The organism is Sporomusa sp., from assembly GCF_035561155.1.
Lineage (GTDB): Bacteria > Bacillota > Negativicutes > Sporomusales > Sporomusaceae > Sporomusa.
Genome location: NZ_DATMYD010000104.1, coordinates 49814 through 73410, shown reverse-complemented (window position 1 = coordinate 73410; position 23597 = coordinate 49814). Strand labels below are relative to the sequence as shown.

The 23597-nt window shown below is 47.7% G+C and carries 20 protein-coding genes; all 20 read left to right on the top strand.

From position 1 onward, the window contains the following. Positions 1–3 precede the first annotated feature (3 nt). The 20 genes from VN447_RS14850 to VN447_RS14755 all read left to right on the top strand — a co-directional run bounded on the left by VN447_RS14850 (position 4) and on the right by VN447_RS14755 (position 23583). Positions 4–405 (top strand): F0F1 ATP synthase subunit epsilon, encoded by a 402-nt coding sequence (locus VN447_RS14850; RefSeq protein WP_325526126.1) that lies wholly within the window; start codon positions 4–6, stop codon positions 403–405. Between the two features lie 525 nt (positions 406–930). After that, complete coding sequence (gene murA / locus VN447_RS14845; RefSeq protein WP_325526125.1) at positions 931–2184, top strand: UDP-N-acetylglucosamine 1-carboxyvinyltransferase; 1254 nt, start codon at positions 931–933, stop codon at positions 2182–2184. A gap of 167 nt (positions 2185–2351) precedes the next feature. After that, positions 2352–3356 carry a stage II sporulation protein D gene (gene spoIID / locus VN447_RS14840; protein ID WP_325526124.1) on the top strand — a complete coding sequence of 335 codons (1005 nt, stop codon included), beginning with the start codon at positions 2352–2354 and terminating at the stop codon, positions 3354–3356. A 151-nt stretch (positions 3357–3507) separates the two neighbouring features. Then, positions 3508–4182 (top strand): M23 family metallopeptidase, encoded by a 675-nt coding sequence (locus tag VN447_RS14835; protein ID WP_325526123.1) that lies wholly within the window; start codon positions 3508–3510, stop codon positions 4180–4182. 110 nt (positions 4183–4292) lie between these two features. Further along, complete coding sequence (gene spoIIID, locus VN447_RS14830) at positions 4293–4553, top strand: sporulation transcriptional regulator SpoIIID (protein WP_325526122.1); 261 nt, start codon at positions 4293–4295, stop codon at positions 4551–4553. A gap of 183 nt (positions 4554–4736) precedes the next feature. Further along, positions 4737–5765: a rod shape-determining protein gene (locus VN447_RS14825; protein ID WP_325526121.1), complete on the top strand. Its 1029-nt coding sequence runs from the start codon at positions 4737–4739 to the stop codon at positions 5763–5765. A 145-nt stretch (positions 5766–5910) separates the two neighbouring features. Further along, a complete protein-coding gene (gene flgF / locus VN447_RS14820; protein WP_325526120.1) occupies positions 5911–6648 on the top strand; it encodes a flagellar basal-body rod protein FlgF in 738 nt (245 codons plus the stop codon). Positions 6649–6780: 132 nt separating this feature from the next. Continuing rightward, a complete protein-coding gene (flgG, locus tag VN447_RS14815) occupies positions 6781–7563 on the top strand; it encodes a flagellar basal-body rod protein FlgG (protein WP_325526119.1) in 783 nt (260 codons plus the stop codon). Positions 7564–7573: 10 nt separating this feature from the next. Next, positions 7574–8548: a flagellar basal body P-ring formation chaperone FlgA gene (flgA, locus tag VN447_RS14810; RefSeq protein WP_325526118.1), complete on the top strand. Its 975-nt coding sequence runs from the start codon at positions 7574–7576 to the stop codon at positions 8546–8548. Between the two features lie 21 nt (positions 8549–8569). After that, positions 8570–9154, top strand: coding sequence for a flagellar basal body L-ring protein FlgH (locus tag VN447_RS14805; RefSeq protein WP_325526117.1), 585 nt, complete (start codon positions 8570–8572; stop codon positions 9152–9154). A gap of 63 nt (positions 9155–9217) precedes the next feature. Then, entirely contained in the window at positions 9218–10339 is a 1122-nt protein-coding gene (locus tag VN447_RS14800) for a flagellar basal body P-ring protein FlgI (protein WP_325526116.1), read from the top strand. A gap of 157 nt (positions 10340–10496) precedes the next feature. Further along, a complete protein-coding gene (locus tag VN447_RS14795; protein WP_325526115.1) occupies positions 10497–10907 on the top strand; it encodes a rod-binding protein in 411 nt (136 codons plus the stop codon). Between the two features lie 56 nt (positions 10908–10963). Beyond that, a complete protein-coding gene (locus VN447_RS14790; RefSeq protein ID WP_325526114.1) occupies positions 10964–12391 on the top strand; it encodes a phosphodiester glycosidase family protein in 1428 nt (475 codons plus the stop codon). 62 nt (positions 12392–12453) lie between these two features. Then, positions 12454–12765, top strand: coding sequence for a biotin/lipoyl-binding protein (locus tag VN447_RS14785; protein ID WP_325526113.1), 312 nt, complete (start codon positions 12454–12456; stop codon positions 12763–12765). 66 nt (positions 12766–12831) lie between these two features. Continuing rightward, positions 12832–14664 (top strand): SpoIVB peptidase S55 domain-containing protein, encoded by a 1833-nt coding sequence (locus VN447_RS14780; protein ID WP_325526112.1) that lies wholly within the window; start codon positions 12832–12834, stop codon positions 14662–14664. Positions 14665–14850: 186 nt separating this feature from the next. Next, positions 14851–15621, top strand: coding sequence for an ABC transporter permease (locus VN447_RS14775; RefSeq protein WP_325526111.1), 771 nt, complete (start codon positions 14851–14853; stop codon positions 15619–15621). 17 nt (positions 15622–15638) lie between these two features. Continuing rightward, a complete protein-coding gene (locus tag VN447_RS14770; protein WP_325526110.1) occupies positions 15639–16397 on the top strand; it encodes an ABC transporter ATP-binding protein in 759 nt (252 codons plus the stop codon). Then, positions 16394–17665, top strand: a complete 1272-nt coding sequence (locus VN447_RS14765; RefSeq protein ID WP_325526109.1) for an MlaD family protein — start codon at positions 16394–16396, stop codon at positions 17663–17665. The genes VN447_RS14770 and VN447_RS14765 overlap by 4 nt, the downstream gene beginning before the upstream one ends. Positions 17666–17772: 107 nt before the next feature. Further along, positions 17773–19092 carry a TolC family protein gene (locus tag VN447_RS14760; RefSeq protein WP_325526108.1) on the top strand — a complete coding sequence of 440 codons (1320 nt, stop codon included), beginning with the start codon at positions 17773–17775 and terminating at the stop codon, positions 19090–19092. A 162-nt stretch (positions 19093–19254) separates the two neighbouring features. Next, on the top strand, positions 19255–23583 hold the full coding sequence (locus tag VN447_RS14755; protein WP_325526107.1) for a translocation/assembly module TamB domain-containing protein: 4329 nt from the start codon (positions 19255–19257) through the stop codon (positions 23581–23583). Positions 23584–23597 lie beyond the last annotated feature (14 nt).

Sequence of the window (23597 nt, the reverse complement as noted above, 5' to 3'; positions counted from 1 at the left end):
TATATGGCCAATAAGATTCGGCTGGATATTGTTACTCCTGATAGGATGGTCTATTCCGAAGACGTCAATATGGTGATCGCCAGAGCGACCGATGGTGACCTCGGTATTCTCCCAGGTCACGCACCGCTGATTGCCGGCCTTGAGATTTGGCCGCTCAGAATTATGAATGACGAAGGCGAGCAGCAGTTGTCGCTGTGCGGCGGCTTTATCGAAGTCCGTCCCCAGAAGATAACAGTATTGGCAAGCTGTGCCGAACTGCCGGAAGAGATTGATGTCAAGCGCGCTGAGGCTGCCAGAGAGCGGGCCGAATCGCGGTTAAAAGCCAGTTCTGACATTGATGTTCACCGTGCTGAAGTCGCTCTTAAACGCGCAATGATGCGACTCAGAGTTGCAGAAAAGAAATAATAAAGTAGACTTAGCTTCAGATGGGGTTTTAACCCCACCTGAAGGTTAGTCGCCCTTATCCAGGGACTTAGCCGCTCTTAACTCCCACTTGTAGAAGATGGGAGTCTTAGAGCGGGTTAGTCATCGGATAAAAAAAGATAAATCACTGAGATTACTTCACTCATGGTTGTATGGCGGTTACTACATTCGTCATAGCAAGCATAGCGAAGTAATCTCATTTCTTTTAACTCACCATAATTTACATTGAATAACGCGCCTAAATACTGGCAAAAATGAACATAGCGGCTTTATTTTACTTTATTATAGGTCTCTGGACTCTTGATTAGCTAATAGGGTGATGATAAACTATTATAGGACAACTGTAGACTGCTTCCAAACGCCCATCTGCGTTGTTGCACCTGGCGGGCGCTTGCTTGCGTACACAACCCGTACGCGGCGTGGCACATCCTCAGTGAGCCTAGCATCTGAACATTTGAACCAGTCTTTATACATTTAAGGTAACCGCTGTGGTGGGAGGAAACTTTTGTGGAAAAATTAATTGTTCGAGGGGGCAATCGCCTTTCTGGTATAGTAAAAGTTAGCGGCGCGAAAAACGCTGTACTGCCGGTGATTGCGGCAACACTGCTGGGTACAACTCCCAGCACCCTGGAAGAAATACCAGACTTGGAAGATGTCCGTACGATTGCCGAAGTGCTAGAGCATTTGGGCGCGGCGGTAAAAATTGAACCGGGAACATTATATGTTGATAGCAGCAATCTTATAGCCTGTGAGGCTCCTTATGATCTTGTAAGGAAAATGCGGGCCTCTTTTCTGGTTCTGGGGCCGTTGTTAGCGCGGGCAGGCTGCGCCAAAATTTCGTTGCCAGGTGGCTGTGCTATCGGTACAAGGCCGATTGATTTGCATTTGAAAGGCTTTGAGGCTTTAGGTGCTGAGATTGTTATGGGTCATGGTTTTATTGAAGCCAGAGCGCCCCACGGCTTAAAAGGCGCTAGAATTTACCTGGACTTCCCTAGTGTTGGGGCGACTGAAAACATTATGATGGCCGCAAGTATGGCCAAAGGCCAGACCATTATTGAAAACCCGGCCGAAGAGCCTGAGATTGTTGACTTGGCCAACATGCTTAACCACATGGGTGCCAACATTCGTGGCGCAGGCACCAAGATGATTAGAATTGAAGGTGTTAGTGAATTAAGAGGCGCTTGCCACACTGTTATTCCCGACAGAATTGAAGCAGGCACCTATATGGTAGCCGCTGCAATGACTGGTGGCGACGTGTATGTGGAAAACGCCCTAACTGAACACTTAAAACCAATCATTGCTAAGCTAAAAGAAGCTGGAGTGGTCATTGAAGAAGATGTTAACGGCGTAAGGGTCTGCGCTACAGGTGCCATCCGTTCCGTTGACATTAAAACGTTGCCATATCCCGGTTTTCCCACCGACATGCAGGCCCAGTTTATGGCGCTGATGACGGTTGCACAAGGCACCAGCATCGTTACCGAAACAGTATTTGAGAATCGGTTCATGCATGTTGACGAACTCAAACGTATGGGTGCATCCATTAAAATTGATGGACGTTCCGCTGTTGTTGAAGGGGTTACCAAACTGACCGGCTGCCCGGTTAAAGCCACTGATCTCAGAGCTGGAGCGGCGCTCGTGCTGGCAGGTCTGGTGGCCGAAGGGCAAACCGAGATTGGTTATATTCATCATATTGATCGCGGGTATGACAGACTTGTGGAAAAATTCCGCGGCATTGGTGCTAATATTGAACGCGTAGGTTAGATGAACTAATAATTATAATAAGCACTGTTTACAGATGAAAGAGCGAGATTGCTCCACTATTGGGTGGCAATCTCGTTTCTCTTTTTCCACTCATACCGCTTAGCTTGTTTGCATATTATGAAGTAGCAATGTGCATAACGGCTGAACGTGCCGGAAGAGGTGAGACGGTGAGGTATGTGGTGGTGTATAGTATCTTACTGGTTATAGTGGCTGTGATTGCGATTCCGGCGTTCATAGTACAGGGAATGAACGACTGGAGCAGAGAGCCGGCAGCAGCCAATACTCCTGTAGCTTACCGGGGTGAAGATATTAGTATTAAAGTTTATATGCATGAAATTAAACAGATTGTTTCCATGAACCTTGAAGATTATGTAAAAGGGGTAGTAGCTGCAGAAATGCCTGCTGAATTTGAACCTGAAGCACTCAAATCGCAGGCAGTGGCTGCTCGCACCTATGCTGTAAAACATATGGCCCTGTTCGGTGGAACCGGTTCGAGTGAGTATCCGGGCGCCGATGTGACGACAGACCATAATAACAGCCAGGCATGGCATAACGAAACCACACTAAGAGCTAAATGGGGTGAAAACTATGCTAAGTACTGGAGTAAAGTCAGTCGCGCTGTTAACGAGACACGAGGCTTGATTATTACGTATAATGGTGAACCCATCAATGCTGTCTTCCATTCTACCAGCGGTGAAAGGACTGCCAGTGCCCAAGAGGTGTGGGGCTTTGATTATCCTTACCTAAAAAGTGTGGTCTGTACCTGGGATCAAAAATCACCGCGCTATCAGGATACCAAGGAAATAACCTTGGCTGAGCTCGAAGCGCGGTTAGGGGCTGACGCCGGTATTCTAGCTGCCGCTCAGAGCGGTGGTAGTAGCAGTATTGCAGGCATTATCGACCACACCGGCTCCGGGAGGGTAAACAAAGTACGGATAGGAACCAAAACGTTGTCAGGCCTCGAAGTACGGCAAAAGCTCGAATTGCGCTCGACAAATTTCAGCGTTGAGTCTGCAGGTGATAAGCTGATATTTAAAACATTTGGCTATGGTCACGGTGTGGGCCTGTGCCAATACGGCGCCAACGGCCAAGCAAAAGAGAACCGGACCTTTCGGCAAATTTTAACCCATTATTACACAGGCACGGCTATTAAGAATATATTTGGATCGTGACCAATAGACCCACCCCGGTTTTATTTGTCCTGTTGGAAGTATAACTTTCCAACAGGACAAATAAAACATCGACTTCCGCTTTCGCCAAGGCTCGGCGCAAGCCGTGTTTTCTTTATACACAAAATGGGCATAATATCCATGAGGTGATGATATGCCCGGGAGAATATTGACTAAGCTGGCACGTTCTGGTTATTTAGGACAGGTATTAACGGCAGGTGTGCTATTAACAGTAGCATCGTTACTCATGTTTGCTGTTGTCAGTACATTGGAACCGGCATCTAATCCGCCGGTTACTAAAAGTGCACCATTATCAGAACCAATGCAATCTACGCAGGCAGTTTCGATTAATCGGCCACCTGCCAGCAGCATGGAGCTACCGGCTGATCAACCGGTGGCACTAGTGACAGATCCTGATATGGAAGCAGGTAATGAGGCCATTCGCGACCTGTGGAGCGGTACCGTAACCCGAGGATTTGGCTGGCAGCTCCATCCGCTATATCAGGATTGGCGGTATAATAACGGTCTTGATATTAGCGGTGGTGAAGGCCAAATCGTGCCTGCACTGTTAAGCGGTGAAGTTGTCGATGTGTTTACCGATAAGCAGAATGGTTTGACAGTAGCCGTGCAAAGCGGCAAGTATACCATCTGCTATGGTTCACTAGCCAGTGTTGCCGTACACAAAAATACTATGGTAAGAACAGGAAAACCAATTGGTTCAATGGGAATAAGCACCAGTCAACCAGAACCTCATCTGCATCTAGCCGTCAAAACAAGTGATAGCAAGAGCATTGACCCACATGAGATATTCCCGAATATCCCTAATTAAATTAACTTTCACAAAATTAATGACCTTTCAGTAAGGTCATTTTTTCTTTTCCTTCGCATATACATGTTAGCAAAGGGTTAAAAGGACGGGCGCGAGGGGGAAGAGGCTAGATGAAAGAGTATATTCGCAAGCGGGTGTTGGATATATGCAATCACATCATGGAAACAAAGCATACAGTACGTCAGACTGCAACTGTCTTTGGGGTAAGCAAAAGCACTGTTCACAAGGATATGATTGAACGTCTTCCGGAAATCAACAAGCGGCTGGCTGCCAAGGTAAAAAATATCCTTGAGCTAAATAAGGCGGAACGGCACATCCGCGGCGGTGAGGCTACCAGAAAGAAATATAAGGACGAAAAGGAAGAAGAATAAAAAATTAGAATAATTAACAGATGAAAGTGCTCTAAAATAGCGAAAAATAGAGGAATTTAATTTTATTTGTAGAATATCTAATTCACTTGTATTTATCTTGCTATTTACGCCTTTTTTCTTTACCAAAAAATGGGACATGTTGGGGGTTATGCAAGATAGCTTGAAAGGGGTTAAGGATTCTACATGTTTGGAACAATGGATATTGGCGTCGATCTGGGAACAGCCAACGTTTTAGTATACATAAAGGGTAAGGGTATTGTATTAAGAGAGCCATCAGTGGTCGCTATTGACCGCGATAGTAACCGCATTTTGGCAATTGGCGAAGAGGCTCGCCGGATGCTTGGCCGGACGCCAGGCAATATTATTGCAATCCGCCCCTTGCGTGAAGGTGTCATTGCCGATTATGACACTACCGAAAGCATGCTTAGGCATTTTATTCAAAAAGTTGCCGGCAAGAATTTCTTTTTCAAACCTAGAATTATGGTGTGCATCCCATCAGGCGTGACCACCGTAGAAAAACGTGCTGTATTAGAAGCCGCTATGCAGGCTGGAGCCCGCAAGACCTATCTTATCGAAGAACCACTGGCAGCTGCTCTTGGCGCTGGTCTGGAGATTTCCGAACCCTGCGGTGCGATGGTTGTAGATATCGGCGGCGGTACGACCGATGTTGCCGTACTCAGTCTTGGCGGCATTGTTGTCAGCGAATCACTCCGGATAGGCGGCGATAAGTTTGATGAAGCGCTCATTCGCCATGTCAAAAAGGAATACAATATCCTGATTGGTGAGCGTACAGCTGAAGCGATTAAAGTAGCTATTGCTACAGCCTACCCTGATGGACGTAACGAAAGCATGGAAATCCGCGGACGGGACCTGGTATCAGGCCTGCCTAAGACCATCCGTATGAGCTCATCTGAAACCAGGGAAGCGCTAGCTGAACCGGTGTCGCTGATCGTCGAATGTGTTAAATCAGTGCTTGAAAAAACCCCGCCTGAATTAGCAGCAGACATTGTTGACCGCGGTATTGTTATGACTGGCGGCGGTTCGCTGATTCACGGTTTGGACAAGCTAATTAATCAGGAAACAGGCATACCCACTTACTTAGCTGAAGATCCTTTGTCATGTGTTGCCTTAGGCACAGGCAAAGCGCTTGATGCGCTGGAGAGCCTGCAGGATACCCTGACAACACTCAAAAAAGGTACCCTGGCAGGTTAGAAACAATGACAATGGGTAAGATTGTCACGCAGGTATGATAGCCTGACAATCTCACCTGTGTGGTCAACTCATTCGGTTATAAGCCAAATCTTGGTATTAAGGAATGCAATAATTATTACGATATATACGTTAAGAGGTGAAGCCATTGATTCGAGGTATTTATACTGCGGCTTCCGGTATGCTGGCTGAAACAACTAGGACCGATACCATCGCCAATAACCTGGCAAACGGCAATACTACCGGTTATAAAAAAGATATTACAGTATCCAAGGATTTTGCCAGTCTATTAATTCAACGCGTAAATGATGGTCAGGACGCACCAACAATTGGAACCTTGGGTGTAGGGACCGTGATTGACCAAATCGCGACCATTCAAACTGCCGGTATTATTCGCCCAACCGGTAATTCGCTCGACTTTGCCGTTGACGGCAAGGGTTTTTTTGCTGTTGAAACACCGGCAGGTGTACGTTTTACCAGGAATGGTGCCTTTACCCGAAGTGGACAAGGCGAGATGGTTACCAGCGAGGGGTACCGGGTACTTGGACAAAATGGGGCAATTAGAATTCCTGACGGCAAAATCGCTGTTGAAGAAACAGGCCGCGTGACAGTTGACGGTGTTGCTGCCGGGCAGCTCAGACTGGTTGAGTTTGCTGATGATCGCCAACTGGTAAAAGAGGGAGCCAGTCTCTTTCGTGCCGCCGATAACGGACGCCCGGGAACAGGTAAAGTAATGCAGGGCTTTTTAGAACAATCCAATGTCAACATTGTGGCTGAGATGGTTAATCTTATCTCAGGATACCGGGCCTATGAGGTAAATGCAAAAACTGTACAGGCCCATGATCAATTGCTTGACAAAGCAGTCAATGAAGTGGGTAAAGTCTAGTGCGGGTGCCCCATTAACATGTAAGCTTTATTTTGAATAATCAATGTATCTACATAGGGCTGGACCTAGCGGAAGCCCACACGCCGCCGATCGACTGACGCGGCGAACTAAGACAATATGGGGGTAATAACTATGATTCGAGCATTGTGGACTGCCGGAACAGGCATGGTTGCACAGCAAGCTAATCTTGATGTCATATCCAATAACTTGGCCAACGTAAATACTACCGGCTTCAAAAAAAGCCGTACCGATTTTCAGGATCTTATGTATCAGACCCTCCGTCAGCCTGGCGCTGCAACCGGCCCTGATACCCAGCTGCCGAGTGGCATTCAGATCGGGCATGGTGTACGTCAAGTGGCTACACAAAAATTATACGGGCAGGGTAATTTCCAAAATACAGGCAATGACTTTGACCTCGCGATTGAAGGGGACGGTTTCTTTCAAATCACTATGCCTGATGGAACTTTGGCCTACACTCGAGACGGTTCCTTCAAAAAGGATTCACAAGGCCGTATGGTAACTGCTGAAGGTTATCCGCTGGAGCCACAAATCACCGTTCCGGAAAACTCAACAAGTTTAACAATATCGTCTGATGGACGTGTTACTGCAACAACACCTGCCGGCACCCAGGACATAGGCCAGATTACCATTGCCCGCTTTGTCAATCCGGCCGGCCTGGAAAGCATGGGCCGGAACCTGGCCAAAGAAACTGCGGCTTCGGGTGCGGCAACAGTCGGTAACCCCGGCACTGATGGTGCGGGTACTCTTGTACAGCAGTATCTTGAAATGTCGAACGTTCAGGTCGTTGAAGAAATGGTTAATATGATCGTTGCCCAGCGGGCTTATGAGGTCAACTCCAAAGCTATCCAAACGGCTGATGATATGTTGGGCCAGGCAGCTACCCTGAAACGGTAGGAAATAACCGATGAAGAATAAATTATACCGGCTTACCATGGTAATCCTATGTGTTGCCGGTATATTATTTACCGGCAACAGCGCCCAGGCACAAGGACTTACAATCGCTGTGGCTGCCGAATCTCAGGTGACTGGACAATATTTTACCCTCGGGGATATTGCCAGTATCAGCGGCGACGATAATGACCGCATCACCAGTCTAAAGCAAATTCGGCTGGGGCATACTCCGGCACCAGGTCAAAGTATAGTACTTACCGGGGAACTGTTAGGAGCAAGACTGAGCGTTAGTAATGCTGATTTTACTGGCGTCAGCTGGCAACTCCCACTGCAATTCAGAATAACAGCACTGTCCCAGATCATCAGCGGAGAGCGCCTTGTAAGCCAGGCAGAAAAATATCTGAAAGAGCGCCTTACAGGTGACGATGTTGTGATTACGCCAGTGGGCCAGCCCCAGGATGTGCTCGTCCCGCCAGGCGATATAGTATTTGCCATTGAACTGCCTTATGGCGTTAAGTATAATGCGCCGACCACTGTAAGTGTAGGGCTTACGCTAGCTGGTCAACCATATACTTCTGCCAAGCTAAGATTTGATATAAAAAAGTATGAGCAAGTTGCCATTGCCAGCCGCGCTATGGCTGGGCGTGACCTCATTACTGCTGATAGCATAGCCTTTGAGCGGCGTGATATCGGACGGATGCCGCCAGGATATTTTACCGATCTTAATAAAATACTAGGATTGTCTGTAAAGCGTCAAATGCCCCCAGGAACAGCCATTACCGACAGTGTTCTGGAAAAGCCTGTACTAATTAAGCGGGGGAAAACTATCCGCGTTGTTGCCCAAATTGGCGGTATTGAGGTAACTGTACCAGGAATTTCTATGCAAAGCGGTAGCGAAGGTCAGTTCATCCGGGTGCAAAACACGAATTCAAAGAAAGTTGTTACCGGTCGGGTAGTTGATGAAACAACTGTCCTGGTACATATATAGCGGAAAGTAAGGTGTGATAGGATGGGTAAGCTTATAGGTTTCCTGCTGGTGCTCATAGTCATGACTCAGCCTGTTCCAACTGCGCAGGCCGATTCTTTATGGGTTGATTCAGCGCCGGCAGCTAACTTGTTTAGTGATCACCGGGCTCATGCCGTTGGTGATATTATTACAATTGTTATCAGTGAATCGTCAAGCGCGAGCCGTACAGGCAATGCTGCCAACTCAAAGTCTGCCAGTGCAAGCCTGAATGCAGGTGTTGGGCTATTTACTTTCATTGAACCAGTGAGTGGTGGAACTTCAGATAGCTTTAAAGCCCAGGGTTCAATTGCCAATACCAACAAGGTAACAGGACGGCTCACTGTCAAGGTAACCGAGATTAAGCCTAACGGACAAATGGTAATCTCCGGTTCCCAAACAATAAAACAACATAGCGATGAACAGAAAATCACAATTACCGGCATCGTCAGACCTGAAGACGTGACTCCTGATAACACGGTGCTGTCAAGCAATGTAGCCGATGCCCAACTTAAAATAGAAGGCAAAGGTCCGATCGCAGGTAAACAGAAGCAGGGAATACTGACCCAAATCTTCAACTTTTTATTCTAAGGACAATGATAAGTACTCATCTGAGCATTTCAAATTGTCCTAGAAAACACTAACGGAGGAAATATGCGCAAATTAACAGCAATCCTTTTGGTCGCTGCACTGGCCGTAAGTATGACGATTCCAGCAATGGCTGCCCCGACGCAGGTCAGTGCCCGAATTAAGGATGTAGCCAAGGTGCAGGGCGTGCGCAGCAACCAATTGGTAGGCTATGGTTTAGTCGTAGGCCTGGCTGGCACCGGTGATTCTAATAAAAGTATTTTTACCACCCAATCTATTGCTAATATGCTTAAATCTTTTGGTGTTATGATCAGTACAGCGCAGCTTCAGTCCAAAAATGTCGCTGCCGTTATGATCACGGCTAACTTGCCGCCATTTGCTAAATCAGGCGATACCATCGATATTACCGTATCTTCCATGGGTGATGCTAAGAGTTTGCAGGGGGGGACACTTTTGCAGGCACCACTGCGGGCAGCTAACGGCCAAGTATATGCCGTTGGTCAGGGCTCGGTATCAACCGGCGGTTTTGCCGCAAGTTCCGGTGGTGCCAGCCAGCAGAAAAACTTCCCTACGGCTGGAAATATCCCCAGTGGCGCCTTAGTTGAACGCGAAGTACCTATGCCATTTACTGATAAAGACAAAGGGAAAATTACACTGGCTCTCAACCAACCTGACTTTACTACTGCTAATCGGATTAGTGAGGCGATTGATCAGCGTTTTGGCTCGATCACTGTGGCTAAAGATCCGGGTACAGTAGTCGTGAATGTTCCCTATTATTACAGTGACAACATAGTCGGCTTTATTGCCGCGGTTGAAGAGTTGGCTGTTATGCCTGATACTGTTGCCAAAGTTGTTATTAATGAACGCACAGGCACAGTTGTGATTGGCAGCAATGTGACGATCGACCAGGTGGCTGTCGCCCAAGGCGGCCTCACCGTCAAAATAGGGAAGACAACTAACGTTTCTCAGCCACCGCCTTTCTCTGGCGGCAGTACTGTTGTGACTACTGACACTACAGTGGAGGCTAAGGAACAACCGGCAGGGCTTATTGTGCTGCCAGCTTCGGCGAATGTCGGTGACGTAGTTGCTGCTCTTAACGCCGTAGGGGCAACACCGCGCGATATTATTTCTATCCTGCAGGCTATAAAAGCGGCGGGAGCCTTACACGCCGAACTCCAAGTAATGTAGCCGCGGCAGGTTATAAACGCCCATCTGCGTTGTTGCTCCTGTGGGCGTTCCCTCCGACGTACTTCCCAGTACGACTACGGTCACGTCCTCGTCGCGCCTAGCATCTGGACATTTCTAACCAGCCGCGGGCCTGTTCTAAATAAGGGGTGAACGATACATGAAAATAAGTAACAATCTCATACAGCCGAACACCATCCCCGCAAGCGGCGGAGCCGCTGTGCCTGATCAGGGAGCGGCCTTTGCCGGCAGGCTGGAGAAAGCCGTTCAGGCGTCAGAACAGGCTGCAAAATCGCCGGTGACGGCTTCGACCAAGCGGAGTGAAGATGCTAAGCTGAAAGCTGCCTGTAAGGAGATGGAAGCGGTTTTCCTGAATATGATGCTTTCGCGAATGCGGGCTACTGTACCGAAAACTAAGCTCATGGGCGACGGGGCGGGCGAAGAAACAATCCAATCGCTCTTAGACACTGAGTTAACAAAAAATATGGCGCAAGCCGGTGGGATGGGATTGGCCGATATGCTATACCGCCAGCTAAGTAAAAGCGCTGTTAAAGGCCAGGCTTCGCAATAGCCTGGCCTCTCTACATATACAGCTTGCTTGACCTTTCTAAGAAGGAGTGTGGTTTCATGTTCAATCACTTGCGGCTAAGAATGTCTCTAATTACAGCCTGTATGTTGCTGATTATGTTACTGCTCCAGAGCGCTGCATGGGCAGCCCCAAATGCAGTTGTAAGCAAAATCAGGACAAGCCAGAATGTTGAAACAGTACGAATTGTTTTTGATGTGTCCGCTTTACCGGAGTATACAGTCACAACCATTGAGAACCCACTTAGGTTGGTCATTGACATGCCGGGGGCTGTAAACAAGGCTGCTGCTCAATATGTTTTCAATGACCCAACAGTGGGGAAATTGCGACTGGCTGAGGCTGAGCCAGGCAAGCTAAGAGCTGTCCTCGATATGAAAACAGCCTATATGTACAAGGTGTTTACCTTGAAAAACCCTAACCGCCTAGTTGTCGACATCATTAAAAACTATGAACAGAAACTGGTTGAAGAACCGGCACCCGGTATTAAGTACACCTCATGGCTAAGAAATAGTGCCAGCGGCCCGGTATGGGCCCATATCCTTGATGTTGATCCCAAAGCAGGGTTTGCTATAAAACCTGTTCTATCCAACGGTGCAATCCAGGGACTTGAACCACTGCTACCGATGGTTGAACGTTCCCGCGCAATTGCCGCTGTCAACGGTTCTTATTTTGGACTTGACGGCTCGATTATCGGTTTACTTAAGATTGACGGTGAAATAGCCAGCACGCCTGAAGTGCCTCGTACCGCACTGGGCATCATGCCTGACGGCAAGCTATTCATTGATCAGGTTCACTATGAAGGAAAAATCGAATTACCTGACACCAGGACAGTACCAATTAATGCAGTTAACCGGGAACGCGGTGAAAACGAGCTTGTTCTCTATAACGGCCTATATGCCCCGGCGACCGGCAGTAACAATTTTGGCATAGAATACGTCGTTGTAAATGGTAAAGTGACTGCCGTCAATACCAGCAACTCGCCAATACCGTCAGATGGTTTTGTGCTTTCTGCTCACGGTGCTGCGGCAAGACTGATATCTTGCCTTAAAGTAGGCGATAGCGTCAAAGTGAACCAGACACTAGGTCCAGAGTGGGACAAAACCCAGCACGCACTGGGAGCCGGTCCCATGCTTGTTAAGAATAACAGCGTATTTTTGACTACCAAAATTGAAGAATTTGGCTCAGATGTGGCAGGTGGCCGTGCCCCGCGGACGGCGCTTGGCCTTAAAGCTGACGGGAATATACTGGTAGTTGTTGTTGATGGCCGCCATGAAAATAGCATAGGCATGACGCTGCTGGAACTGGCACTCTTTATGCAGGAACTGGGGGCGCAGGATGCCATGAATTTAGATGGTGGTGGTTCCAGTGAAATGGTGCTAAATGGCAAGATTGTCAACAAACCCTCAGACGGGCGTGAACGACGGGTGGGTGACGCACTGGCAATTATGTTGCCCCGTGTTGCTAATTAATGAAAATGCGCTATAATAAAAGTAGAGAAACCTCTATAGAAATACAAAGGCAGGTGTTATGTATGGCTCATAAGAAGAGTATAATGATCATTACCCTGCTGCTGGTTGTCGGCGCGGTAGCATGGTCACTGGCCGCAGGGCAGATGGTTGACCAGCGCGGTGTATTATCAGGAAATGTATTGGCAAACGGTCTGGTTGCCCCTGGCGCTATGGCACGGGAAGGCGATATTCTGGTCTATGTTGAAACCCTCACCGGTCCTGCGGTTGCAGTACGCGCCAACATTGACGGAACTGTCCGCGAAGTGCTTGTTAAACCTGGCGACAAAGTCCGAAGTGGCGATACTTTAGTAAGAATTGAACCGTTTAAGCGGTAATTACCCTATGATAGGGAAGCGGAGTTAGGGTGCTAAGGGGGCATCCTAATCTATCTTCGTGGAAGGATGAACATATTGTTTAATATTTTAAAGCGCTGCCTGGCAGCGCTAGCGGCGGTATTTGTCATGCTGCCGATTGCTTACGTTCAAGCTGCGCCTGAATTTATGCCTGTTGATCAAATTGTCAAAGGCATGCACGGAACGGCCAAAACCGTTGTCGCAGGCAGTCAAATTGAAGAATTTGGTGTAGAAGTACTTGGGGTTATGAAACAAAAAGGTCCGTCCGGTGATCTTATTTTGGTACGTACCTATGGCGATGTTATCGAACGAACCGGCGGTATTGCCCAGGGAATGAGTGGCAGTCCGGTATATATTAATGGTAAGCTGGTTGGCGCTATTGCCTATGGCTGGTCGTTAACCGACCATAAAATCGGCATGGTAACGCCTATTGCCGATATGCTCAAGCTATGGGAGTTAAATGGCGGTCAGGCTGAACTGCAGGCACCCACAGCAGAAGCGCCCGGTAATGCAGTCAGTACCCCGCTGATGGCCTCAGGCTTTGGCGAGCAGGCCCTCAAAATGCTGGCAGACAAGCTTAAACCCTATAACCTGACTCCGTACGCAGTGAGCGGCAGCATGTCTGATGCCAATAACGGTATTGCGTATAAGACCGTTGAACCAGGCAGCACTGTCGGCGTGCAATTAGTCCGCGGGGATATCAGTCTGGGGGCGTTAGGCACAGTAACCTATGTTGAAGGGGATAAGCTACTGGCTTTTGGTCATCCTTTTCTTAAAAAGGGTAAGGTTAACTATTTCCTGACAGATGCTGAGGTATACACTACCTTAAACGGTATGGAAAACTCTTTTAAAGTTGGAACATCAACTGAAACCATTGGCATGATTACCCAGGACAGAGGCGCCGGTATTGCCGGCACATTTGGTAAGTTTCCCAACATTGTGCCGCTCCGGATCAGTGTTACCGACAAAACCTTAGGCCGTACCAATGACCTATGGGCACAGGTTGTGCAGGACGAAGAATTGGCGCCTGTTCTATCGGCAGTCAGTGTGTTTAACGCGATTGAGAAGACCACTGACCGCGTTGGGTCGGGTACGGCCAGAATTAGCTTTGAAATCAGCGCTGCCGGCATTCCCGGCGAAGTGTTAAAGCGCGAGAATATGTTCTATACTCAGGGGAATGTTGGTGAGTTGGCAGTAGCCGAGGTGCATGAGGCACTGGCGCTTTTGACAGGCAATCAGTTTAATGCCGTTAATATTATGGATGTCAAGGTAAATGTTACCGTCGACAGCGAACGACGGACAGCCACTATTATTGAGGCTAAAGCCAATACTGCTGTAGCCAAGCCTGGAGACAAGGTAGATATAGCTGTCAAAATTAAACCGTTCCGTAATGACCCTGTAACCAGACATATTACCTACACTGTACCGAAAGAACAGCAGCCTGGGACACTGATGCTATCAGTGCGTGGCGGCGGCATGGTTTCTGTAGCGCAGCTTGTCGGTAAACGCCAAAACGGTGAAGAAGATTTTAGTAAGCTGTTTATGACCAAAGCGAAGCCCAAGTCTCTCGAAGAAGCAGTCAAAGAACTTGTAAACCGTGACCGTAATAATGATATTGTCGTGGAAGCCATCGAGATGAATATGCCTGATGTTGCTTCCGCCGGTGCAGGCAAAAATGCCAAACCGGTTGCCGACACGTTTGAAACCAGCCCCAGCCCGGCACTGCCTGATTCATCTGGCAAGAAACCAGCTAAAACCGGACGTACAGGCAGTGAAGTCGCGAAAACTGCCAAAGGGGACGATAGCAAACAAAAAGTATATATAACGACCGACTATATCATTGATGGCGATACCCAAGTAATGGTAAACATAACCAAATAATCACTTTAATAAATAAAAGCCGCTTTTTGCGGCTTTTATTTATTAAAGTAGGCGTAAAAATGGCACAGGAGCATCAACGGAAAATTGAGGGGATTTAAATTGCTGTGAGGTTAGCAGGGAATTGTAAATTAATATTGAATACTATTAAAGATTAACTGACCCGAATAAGGTTTAAGGAGCATGACTATGCTTATTGGACTTTTCACCCGTACAGGGAGAATTGTTATAGATGTTTTGGAGAATATGGGACAGGTGTTAATCCTGTTTAGTCAAACTGTTTATCATTTACGCCAGCTAAATAGTACGCTGCTGCTTAGGCAGATGGCGCATTTGGGTGCAGATTCACTGGCAATCGTGCTGCTCACTATGCTGTTTACCGGAATGGTAATGACAGTGCAAACTGCTCATGAATTTGTGAAATATGGGGCACAGTCATCAGTCGGCGGCCTTGTGGCTGTGGCTATGGCCCGCGAGCTATCCCCTGTTTTGACCGGAGTGGTATTTGCCGGCCGGGTGGGGGCGGCAATTACGGCAGAAATCGGTTCCATGAAAGTAACAGAGCAAATCGATGCCCTGCGGGTTATGGCCGTAAACCCGATTGCTTACCTGGTAGTACCCAGGTTGGTTGCGTGCATGGTAATGCTGCCGGTGCTGGTTATTTTTGCTGATGTCATCGGTATTATCGGCAGCTATATGATAGGCACAGCCTATGCCGGTATCAGTTCCTTCACTTTCTTTAATTCGATTAAGGTTTTCGCTGTGCCGCACGATATTATCGGTGGTTTAATCAAGGCTATGTTCTTTGGGGCTATTGTCGCTATTATTGGCTGTCACAAAGGACTAACAACCGCGCAAGGTGCTGAAGGAGTGGGCCAGGCGACCACAGGCTCTGTTGTGCTATCTATTATTTTAATTTTTGTCAGCAATTATTTTTTATCGGTACTATTATACCGTTAGTTCGAATGAGGTACAGCATGATTAAACTAGTTAATGTCAGCATGAATTTTCGCGGCAAGCAAATACTCAAAGACATTAGCCTTACAATTGAACAAGGGGAGATTATGGTCATCATCGGCCCCAGCGGTTCAGGCAAAAGTACGCTGCTGAGACTAATCATCGGCCTGCTAAAACCGACTTCAGGTGAGGTCTGGGTCAATGACCGGGAGATTACCCGCATGACTGAGGATGAACTGAATAAGATCAGGTTGGAGATGGGGATGGTTTTCCAGTATTCTGCCTTGTTTGATTCGATGTCAGTAGGAGAAAACGTGGCTTTTGGTCTCAGGCAGCATACCGATATGCCTGAAGAAGAGATTTGGCGGACAGTGCGACGCAAGCTGCGCATGGTAGGCCTTAGGGGGCAGGAAAATTCCATGCCGAACGAACTGTCAGGTGGTATGAAGAAACGGGTCAGTCTGGCCCGGGCCATCGCCATTAACCCGCATCTTGTCCTCTATGATGAGCCTACTGCAGGACTTGATCCCATCATGTCCAATACGATTGACAGGCTTATTGTCAGCACAAGGCGAATGATTGATGCCACCTCAGTGGTCGTTACTCACGACATGCCGAGCGCTTTCCGCATTGCCGACCGGATTGCCATGATTCATAACGGCAGCATTATTGAAATGGGTACACCAGACAGCATTAAACAGTCAGAAAACCCGATTGTGGCTAAGTTTATCCGAGGGGCAACCGCCCTGCCGGAGAGTAAAGGGAGGGCGAGAGCATGAATACCGAGGCAAAAGTCGGAGCCATCACTCTTTCCGGCCTTATTTTACTAGCCGGAATGTTTGTATATTTAAGCGGCATCAGTTTTGGCGATAAGGGCTATCCCATTAAGGCTGTTTTTGCTCAGGTAAGTGGTTTGAAACCCGGCAATATTGTACGCTATGCCGGCGTCGAGATTGGCAAAGTTACCGATGTTCTAGTATTGCCTGATGGGGTATCTGCTGACATTATGCTTAATCCCGGCGTCAAAATACCGGTAGGTTCTACACTGACTATCGGCTCTGACGGCTTGTTGGGTGAAAAGTTCATAAACATTATGCCGCCCCGGGAAATTAAAGGGTTCTTAGCCCCGCACGATAAAGTCTACGGCGATAATCCCCAGGGGCTAGACGAACTGATGGTATCGGCCAACCAGGTGCTTGCTGAGGTAAAGACACTGGTTAAGGCGCTGAATGATGTGCTGGCAGATGAGAAGGTTAGAGCAGCCCTCAAAGAAAGTGCGTTAAATACGCGGGACATAACAGTGAATCTTAACAGATTAACGGCAACGTTAGCCCTCCTGGCTGAACATAATCAGGGCGATGTGACAACTATGGTAGCTAATCTGAAAGCCATGTCAGGCAGCCTTAAAGACACCGCAGCCCGGGTGGATAAGATGATTGCTAATGTCGATAACAATGGTCAGACAGCGAAAGAGTTGCGGGAAACAATTACCGCGCTCAAGCAAACCAGCAGCCGGGTTGAAAAAATGGCCGCCGCGTTAGAGGGCGTTGTAACAGACACTGAAACAGCAAAAAACATTAAAGAAACTTTGAAAAACGCGCGCGATGCCACCGCCAACGCCAACAAAATGCTTAATAAAGTGGCAGATATAAAAACAGATGCCAATGTTGAAGCACTTTATAATACTGATACCCGTAAGTACAAAAGCAACGCCGATGTTTCCATCAGCACTTCGTCCAGCGACTTTACCGTTATTGGCGTTAGTGATATCGGCGAAGACAGTAAGCTAAACCTCCAGCTAGGCAAAAGAGGTCCGGTTTTTAATCAGCGCTTCGGCATTATTGACAGCAAAGCCGGCGTGGGTGTTGATGCCAAACTTAGTAATCAACTACGCATGTCGCTGGACGTATACGACCCGAATGATGTGCGTGTCAAGTTGCGTACTCAATACCAGGTGGCGCCTGACACCTTTATTGTTGGTCAGTCGGAAGACATGAACAAACGGGATGAGATAACAACTTATTTCGGTGTACGGCGGTCCTTCTGATTTTACTTATTCATTGACACCGCTCAGGGTTGGACATATAATTGTAAGTGCCTGACTGAACAGTCAGACCTTGAAAATAGTGATAATCTCAAGGAGGTCATATAATTTTGGCACAATTTAAATTATCTGGCAGCATGGCCAAACGCATGTCGGCCCTGATTACCGGTGGTATACTGGTAGCTGCCGCTCTTCCAGGCTTTGCCGCGCCGGTTGAACTTACACTTGATGAGGCCATCGCCATGGCTCTTAAGAGCAACCCCGCAATAAAAATCTCCGAATCCGATATGGACAAAGCTAACTGGGATGTAAGCATGGCTAAGGCCGGTAAAGCGCCGTCTGTCACCCTTTCTCACAATGCCAGCCGCTCTAAGACTGCTGAATCTAAAATTCTCGGCACGACAATCCCCAGCAGTATTGGGGATAGATATGCCAACAGTGTTGACATGACCCTGCCTTTATACACTGGCGGCAAGGTCGAGGGCACGATCGAAAAGGCCAAACTTGGTCTTAAAGTATCTGATCTGGGTATTGAAAAAGCTCAGCAGCAGGTTAAGCTTGACGCAACAACCGGCTATTACGGCATACTGCAAACCCGTAATCTTGTTAAACTTAGTGAGGAATCCTTAGATCGTCTCAATGCTCACTTAAAAAATGTCGAGGCTCAATATGGCGCCGGCACTGTAGCCAAGTCTGACGTACTGCGTTCGGAAGTGGAAAAGGCCAAAGCCGAACAAAGCCTAATAAAAGCCAAAAACTCCTATGAACTTGCGGTATCAGGCCTTAACAATATCATTGGCCTGCCGCTGGACACCCAGATTGCTCTTAAAGAAGAATTAAACTATGCAAAATATGATAAGACGCTGGAGGAATGTATTAGCGCTGCCCTGGTTAACCGCCCGGATTTAGCGCAAGCAGCCGCCAGCCTGGACATTGCCAAAACCGAAATTAAAGTGGCTGAAAGCGGCAAAAAACTTACGGTAGCCGCGACTGCGTCCGAAAAATGGAATGACAAGGATTTCCCCGGTACGGATAACAACACTTGGGCCATCGGCATTAATGCCAGCTATAACCTCTTTGACGCCGGTGTGACCAAATCCAAGGTCAAAGGCGCCGAAGCCGGACTTGACAAAGCAACTCAGCAGCTGCGCCAAGCCAAAGACAGTGCTCAGCTTGAAGTCCGCCAGGCCTACCTCAACATGCAAGAAGCTGAGAAACGCATCGAGACAAGTAATGTAGCTGTTACCAAAGCGGAAGAAGATTATAAAATCGCTCAGGTGCGCTATAGTGCGGGAGTAGGCACTAATCTTGACGTTATCGATTCCCAGGTTGCCTTAACTTCAGCCAAGACCGATTACGTTCAAGCCCTGTATGACTACAACACCAGCCGGGCTAAGCTTGACAAAGCCATGGGCGTAACAGTAAAGTAATGTAATTGATCAAGGCAGAACTGGGTTTTCCTAGTTCTGCCTTTTTATATGATGGACGTTTATAGATCGTCACCGTGACTAAAATCCCAGGAATAACATAAAGGAAGAGGACAAGACGGTGTCGAAGTACGTGAGTATCTTAAAGGCCAAGGGAGGCAAAATATGCGAACCAAAGCCGCACTTTTAGCTGTGATACTGTTTGTGCTTGGCATAGCTGCCTTTGGCTGGTGGTCTACCCACAGCCAGGCTGTTTTTGCCCAACTTGAAAGCACGCTGACCGCCGAGTTAACCCAGGCACTGGGCACCCAGGTTGACATTGGACAATTACAAGCGGCCGGGTTGACCTCGGCGGTTGTAAATGATGTGACTATATTTGATAAACAAGGCCGGGAACTGGCCGTTATCAAGCAAGTGACAGTAGAGTATAGCTTGATAAGTCTGGCGCGCGGACAAACAGCCATCAATGCCTTGCGCAAGATTACTCTTACCCAGCCTAACGTCATTCTGGCAGAAGCAGCTGACGGCACGTGGAATGTTGAATGCTTAAAACAAGAAACCAAGCCAAATGGACCCACCTTTAATGGCAAAGTTGTTGTTGAACAGGCAACTGTCGATATCAGAGCTCAGCGAGGTACCTGGCAACTCGCTGGTGTTAATGGTTTGCTTGCCATCAAAGACAGTCAGGCTATCGATGTAAAACTGGCAGCAAGCCACAATGATTCACCTGTGAGCATACAGGGTTTTATTAACATTGCCAAGAACAACCTGTCTCTGACAGTCAAAGCTGATAAATTGAATCCGGCAGCTTACGAGAAGCTGCTTCCGGCCGGCTCAGACCTTACATTTTCCGCAGGCTTGCTAAGTAATGTCGAGATTACCGTAGCCAGGAGTTCGACAGGGCTGAGTTATGCAGGTGAATTCTCGCTGGATAATTTAGCAGCCAACACCTCTGGCATAACTGTTGAAAAGGCACAAGGCCGGGTAAGCTTTACCAATAATAATATTTACATACTTGGCAGCAGCGCCCTTGTGGACAGCCAACCGGTTACCGTACGCGGCAAAATTGGCATAGCAGGTGACCAGCCAGTCTTTGACTTGAGCGTAGCCTCGCTGGGCTTCGACTCGGCAGCTGTTAGCCATAAGCTGCCTTTCTCTGGAGTTGTTGCTTTTAATGCTGCCATTACCGGAACACTGAAAAAACCGATTGTTACGGCTGACCTTACTGCCAAAGACAGTGTGGTCTCAGGCTACAGGCTGCAGGATGCCAGTGCCAAAGTCAAATTTGCCGATAAAGTGATAACGATTGATGAGTTTACCACCCAAGTGATTGGCGGTCAGGTACACGGCCAGGGAATATTTGATACAACTACAGAGCGCTATCAAGTGCAGCTTACTGCCAGCAATATCGATACTGCCGCAGTCAGAGACTTACCTGTTGCTCTAAGTGGCAGAGGGGATATCACAGTATCGGCTAGCGGACAAGGCAGCGATTGGAAGGCAATCAATGGATCAGCGGCGATAACACTTGCCGACGGCCAATTGGAGGGTGTGTCCTATACCAAAATGACCGGGCTTGTCGAACGTACCGGCAGCGACACTGAAATTAAACACTATGACATCCTTCTGCCCTCCGGTCTTGTTACGGCAGAAGGGATGATTCAGGATAATAAACTTAATATAAAATTAAATGGCTATGGCATTGAATTAGCAGAACTTCCGTTTGCATCGGTAAAAAATATCAGTTTTGCCGGTAGCGCCGGCTTTGAGGGCGAACTAACCGGTACAATAACCCAGCCTCAGCTCAATCTCAATTTTAACGCTGCCGGTCTTACCATGAATCAGCAACTTTTAGGTCAGGCCAGCGGTGTACTCAAAGCCTCGCCTGGCGCAGTATCTCTCGAACAGGTAGCGCTTACTGACGGGGCTGCCAAACATGAAATTTCTGGAAAGATTATACTTAGTGGCGTCCAACCGGATGTCAGCCTTACACTCGTGACCCGTTCAGCCAGGGCAGAGACCTTTGCGCGGCTGATTATGCCTGACCTTGCATTAACCGGTAATCTTGAACATGAAATGAGGATAAGCGGACCACTGGATAACCTGGCAGTTCAAGGGAGGATGAAGTTATCTGAAGGCAGTCTCGCGGGATATCTTGTTGCGAAAGCTGAGGGTACCTATGAGCGGCACAATGGCGTTACAACGGTAAATAACCTTGCTATAGACTCGCTTAATACCAAGATCAAGCTGTCGGGAACAGTATCTCCTGATAATAACCTTAATTTTGTCGTATCGGCTGAGAATATTGATGCTGCCCGGTTAAAAACAGAATATCCTTATCCTGTGTCCGGTATATTTAATCTAACAGGTCAGGTAACAGGCAGTATATCAAGTCCAGTGGCCAGCGGCCAACTAACTTCAAGCGGAGTCTTGCTGAATGGACAGGAATTAAAAAATATCTATGCCAATCTAAGCTATGAGGATGGCCAGGCCGATATCAAAGAACTGCGTTTTGCTCAAGGGCAGGGCAACTATGTTTTTAACGGGGCTGTTGATACTAGAACCCACGGTGTGGATGGATTACTAAGAGTCGAGGGTGGCGAACTAGCCGGTATATTGGCGATGGCCAACATGCCTGAACGCCGTATTCGTGGCAAACTTAACGGAGAGATTGCTTTAAACGGCAGTATTAGTAACCCTAACATCGTGCTGCGAGGCTCTATAGCAGGTGGAAAAATAAAAGAGTACCTGTTCGATACTATTGACATCGACGCAGAGCTCAATAATAAGGTAATTACCGTCAATAAGCTTATGGCTAAACAAGGTGTTGATGGGGTGCTTGCCGCTAAAGGTCAGGCCAATTTAAACGGAAAGATTGATTTTGAGGTGGGCGGCCGTTCTATCGATACAGGCATCCTGACAGCGCTGTTTGATACAACAGTTGAAACTAAAGGGAAGTTTAGCTTTACTGCCCAAGCGAGCGGCCTTACAGCTGATCCCAATGTGGCTGTGTCAATGGAAGTACAACACGGCAGTGTAGCGAACGCTGAATTTGATAATCTATACGGTCTGTTAATCTATAACAAAGGCAGCATCCATGTGAACCAGCTGTTTGTGGCGCGAGGACCATATAAAGCAAGCGCTTATGGCATAGTGCCATTAAAAGCCTTAAACAGCCAAGGTCGCAGTAAAGCCGATATTACTGATACAATGGACCTTAAACTGCGGCTCGACAATGCCGATCTCAGCATACTGCCTATGCTGACTAAAGATGTTGCTTGGGCTACAGGTCCTACAACAGGCGAGATTGCTATCGGCGGTACACTCTCGCAACCTACTCTGGACGGTCACTTAACGGTAGTGAACGGAACCATTAAACTAAAAGCGCTGAATGACCCTATCCAAAAAGTAGGGATTGATATTCAGTTTAAAGATGATAAAATAAACATAAACGCTTTTGATGGGGAAATGGGCGGCGGTTCCTACTCTATGAGCGGTTCGGCTAAGGTAAACGGTTTAGCGTTTGACGACTATAACATCATGCTTGCATTAAACCGCTTAGGAGTAAAACATAAATACTTTGCCGGTCCTGTAGACGGCGTTTTATCAGTAACGAGCAAAAATTCCAAGCCGTACATTTATGGAAGACTCACTGTCGACAATGCTACTGTCAATATTCCGGCTGTGCCTGACAGCGGTGAAATTGCTTTTGATGCCGGCTTGGATATTGAATTGGTTGTGGGTGATAAAGTCCGGATGTATAACCCATATCTGTATGATTTCCTGGCTGAGGGAAAGGTTAAGTTTTCCGGAACACTGCAAAACCCGTTGGCTTCAGGACGTATTGAAGCACGGCGCGGTACGGTGAGATACCTGACTAACCGCTTTACTATTCTAAATGGCAGTGCTGAGTTCACTCAGTACGGCTCTATTGTACCGATAATCAAGTTACAGGCTGAAGCCAAGCTTGAGCGCACCACAATTAATCTGGCCATTAACGGCCCGGTCACGTCAATGGATCTTAAACTGACATCTGAACCGGCCATGAGTCAGCAGGAAATCATGTCGCTGTTAACCCTGCGCGGCGGCTACTTCTCGAAAAACAATTCTTCCGAGCATAACAGCACTTTTGGGCGCGATGAGTTGGTCAGCCTGCTGGATGCAGGCCTCCAGATGCGGTTTATCGCCGAAGTCGAAAGTGCCCTCCAAGATACTTTAGGGGTTGATGAATTCCGGTTGGTGCGAACATCACTGTTTGATACCAGAAGCAAAGGTGCACGGGATGACCAGTCTGACAGCCAGTTCCAAGGGTATAATATTGAGATTGGTAAATACCTGACAGATAAGTTTTTAATAAGTTATAGCATGGGTCTTGACCAGCATAATAGCAGTATCGGTTTTCGTTACGACTTGACCAGAAGTATTGGGATAGGTGGCTCCTTCGGCGGCACCACGAAAAGTCTGTTTACTGTTGAGACCAGGTTTTCTTTTTGAATAACGTAAAGGGA

Excerpts from the sequence above, each read along its gene's own strand:
- VN447_RS14850 (WP_325526126.1), top strand. The coding sequence starts at position 4 with ATGGCCAATAAGATTCGGCTGGATATTGTTACTCCTGATAGGATGGTC.
- VN447_RS14835 (WP_325526123.1), top strand. The coding sequence starts at position 3,508 with ATGCCCGGGAGAATATTGACTAAGCTGGCACGTTCTGGTTATTTAGGA.
- spoIIID (WP_325526122.1), top strand. The coding sequence starts at position 4,293 with ATGAAAGAGTATATTCGCAAGCGGGTGTTGGATATATGCAATCACATC.
- VN447_RS14825 (WP_325526121.1), top strand. The coding sequence starts at position 4,737 with ATGTTTGGAACAATGGATATTGGCGTCGATCTGGGAACAGCCAACGTT.
- flgG (WP_325526119.1), top strand. The coding sequence starts at position 6,781 with ATGATTCGAGCATTGTGGACTGCCGGAACAGGCATGGTTGCACAGCAA.
- flgA (WP_325526118.1), top strand. The coding sequence starts at position 7,574 with ATGAAGAATAAATTATACCGGCTTACCATGGTAATCCTATGTGTTGCC.
- VN447_RS14805 (WP_325526117.1), top strand. The coding sequence starts at position 8,570 with ATGGGTAAGCTTATAGGTTTCCTGCTGGTGCTCATAGTCATGACTCAG.
- VN447_RS14800 (WP_325526116.1), top strand. The coding sequence starts at position 9,218 with ATGCGCAAATTAACAGCAATCCTTTTGGTCGCTGCACTGGCCGTAAGT.
- VN447_RS14795 (WP_325526115.1), top strand. The coding sequence starts at position 10,497 with ATGAAAATAAGTAACAATCTCATACAGCCGAACACCATCCCCGCAAGC.
- VN447_RS14790 (WP_325526114.1), top strand. The coding sequence starts at position 10,964 with ATGTTCAATCACTTGCGGCTAAGAATGTCTCTAATTACAGCCTGTATG.
- VN447_RS14785 (WP_325526113.1), top strand. The coding sequence starts at position 12,454 with ATGGCTCATAAGAAGAGTATAATGATCATTACCCTGCTGCTGGTTGTC.
- VN447_RS14780 (WP_325526112.1), top strand. The coding sequence starts at position 12,832 with ATGAACATATTGTTTAATATTTTAAAGCGCTGCCTGGCAGCGCTAGCG.
- VN447_RS14775 (WP_325526111.1), top strand. The coding sequence starts at position 14,851 with ATGCTTATTGGACTTTTCACCCGTACAGGGAGAATTGTTATAGATGTT.
- VN447_RS14770 (WP_325526110.1), top strand. The coding sequence starts at position 15,639 with ATGATTAAACTAGTTAATGTCAGCATGAATTTTCGCGGCAAGCAAATA.
- VN447_RS14765 (WP_325526109.1), top strand. The coding sequence starts at position 16,394 with ATGAATACCGAGGCAAAAGTCGGAGCCATCACTCTTTCCGGCCTTATT.
- VN447_RS14755 (WP_325526107.1), top strand. The coding sequence starts at position 19,255 with ATGCGAACCAAAGCCGCACTTTTAGCTGTGATACTGTTTGTGCTTGGC.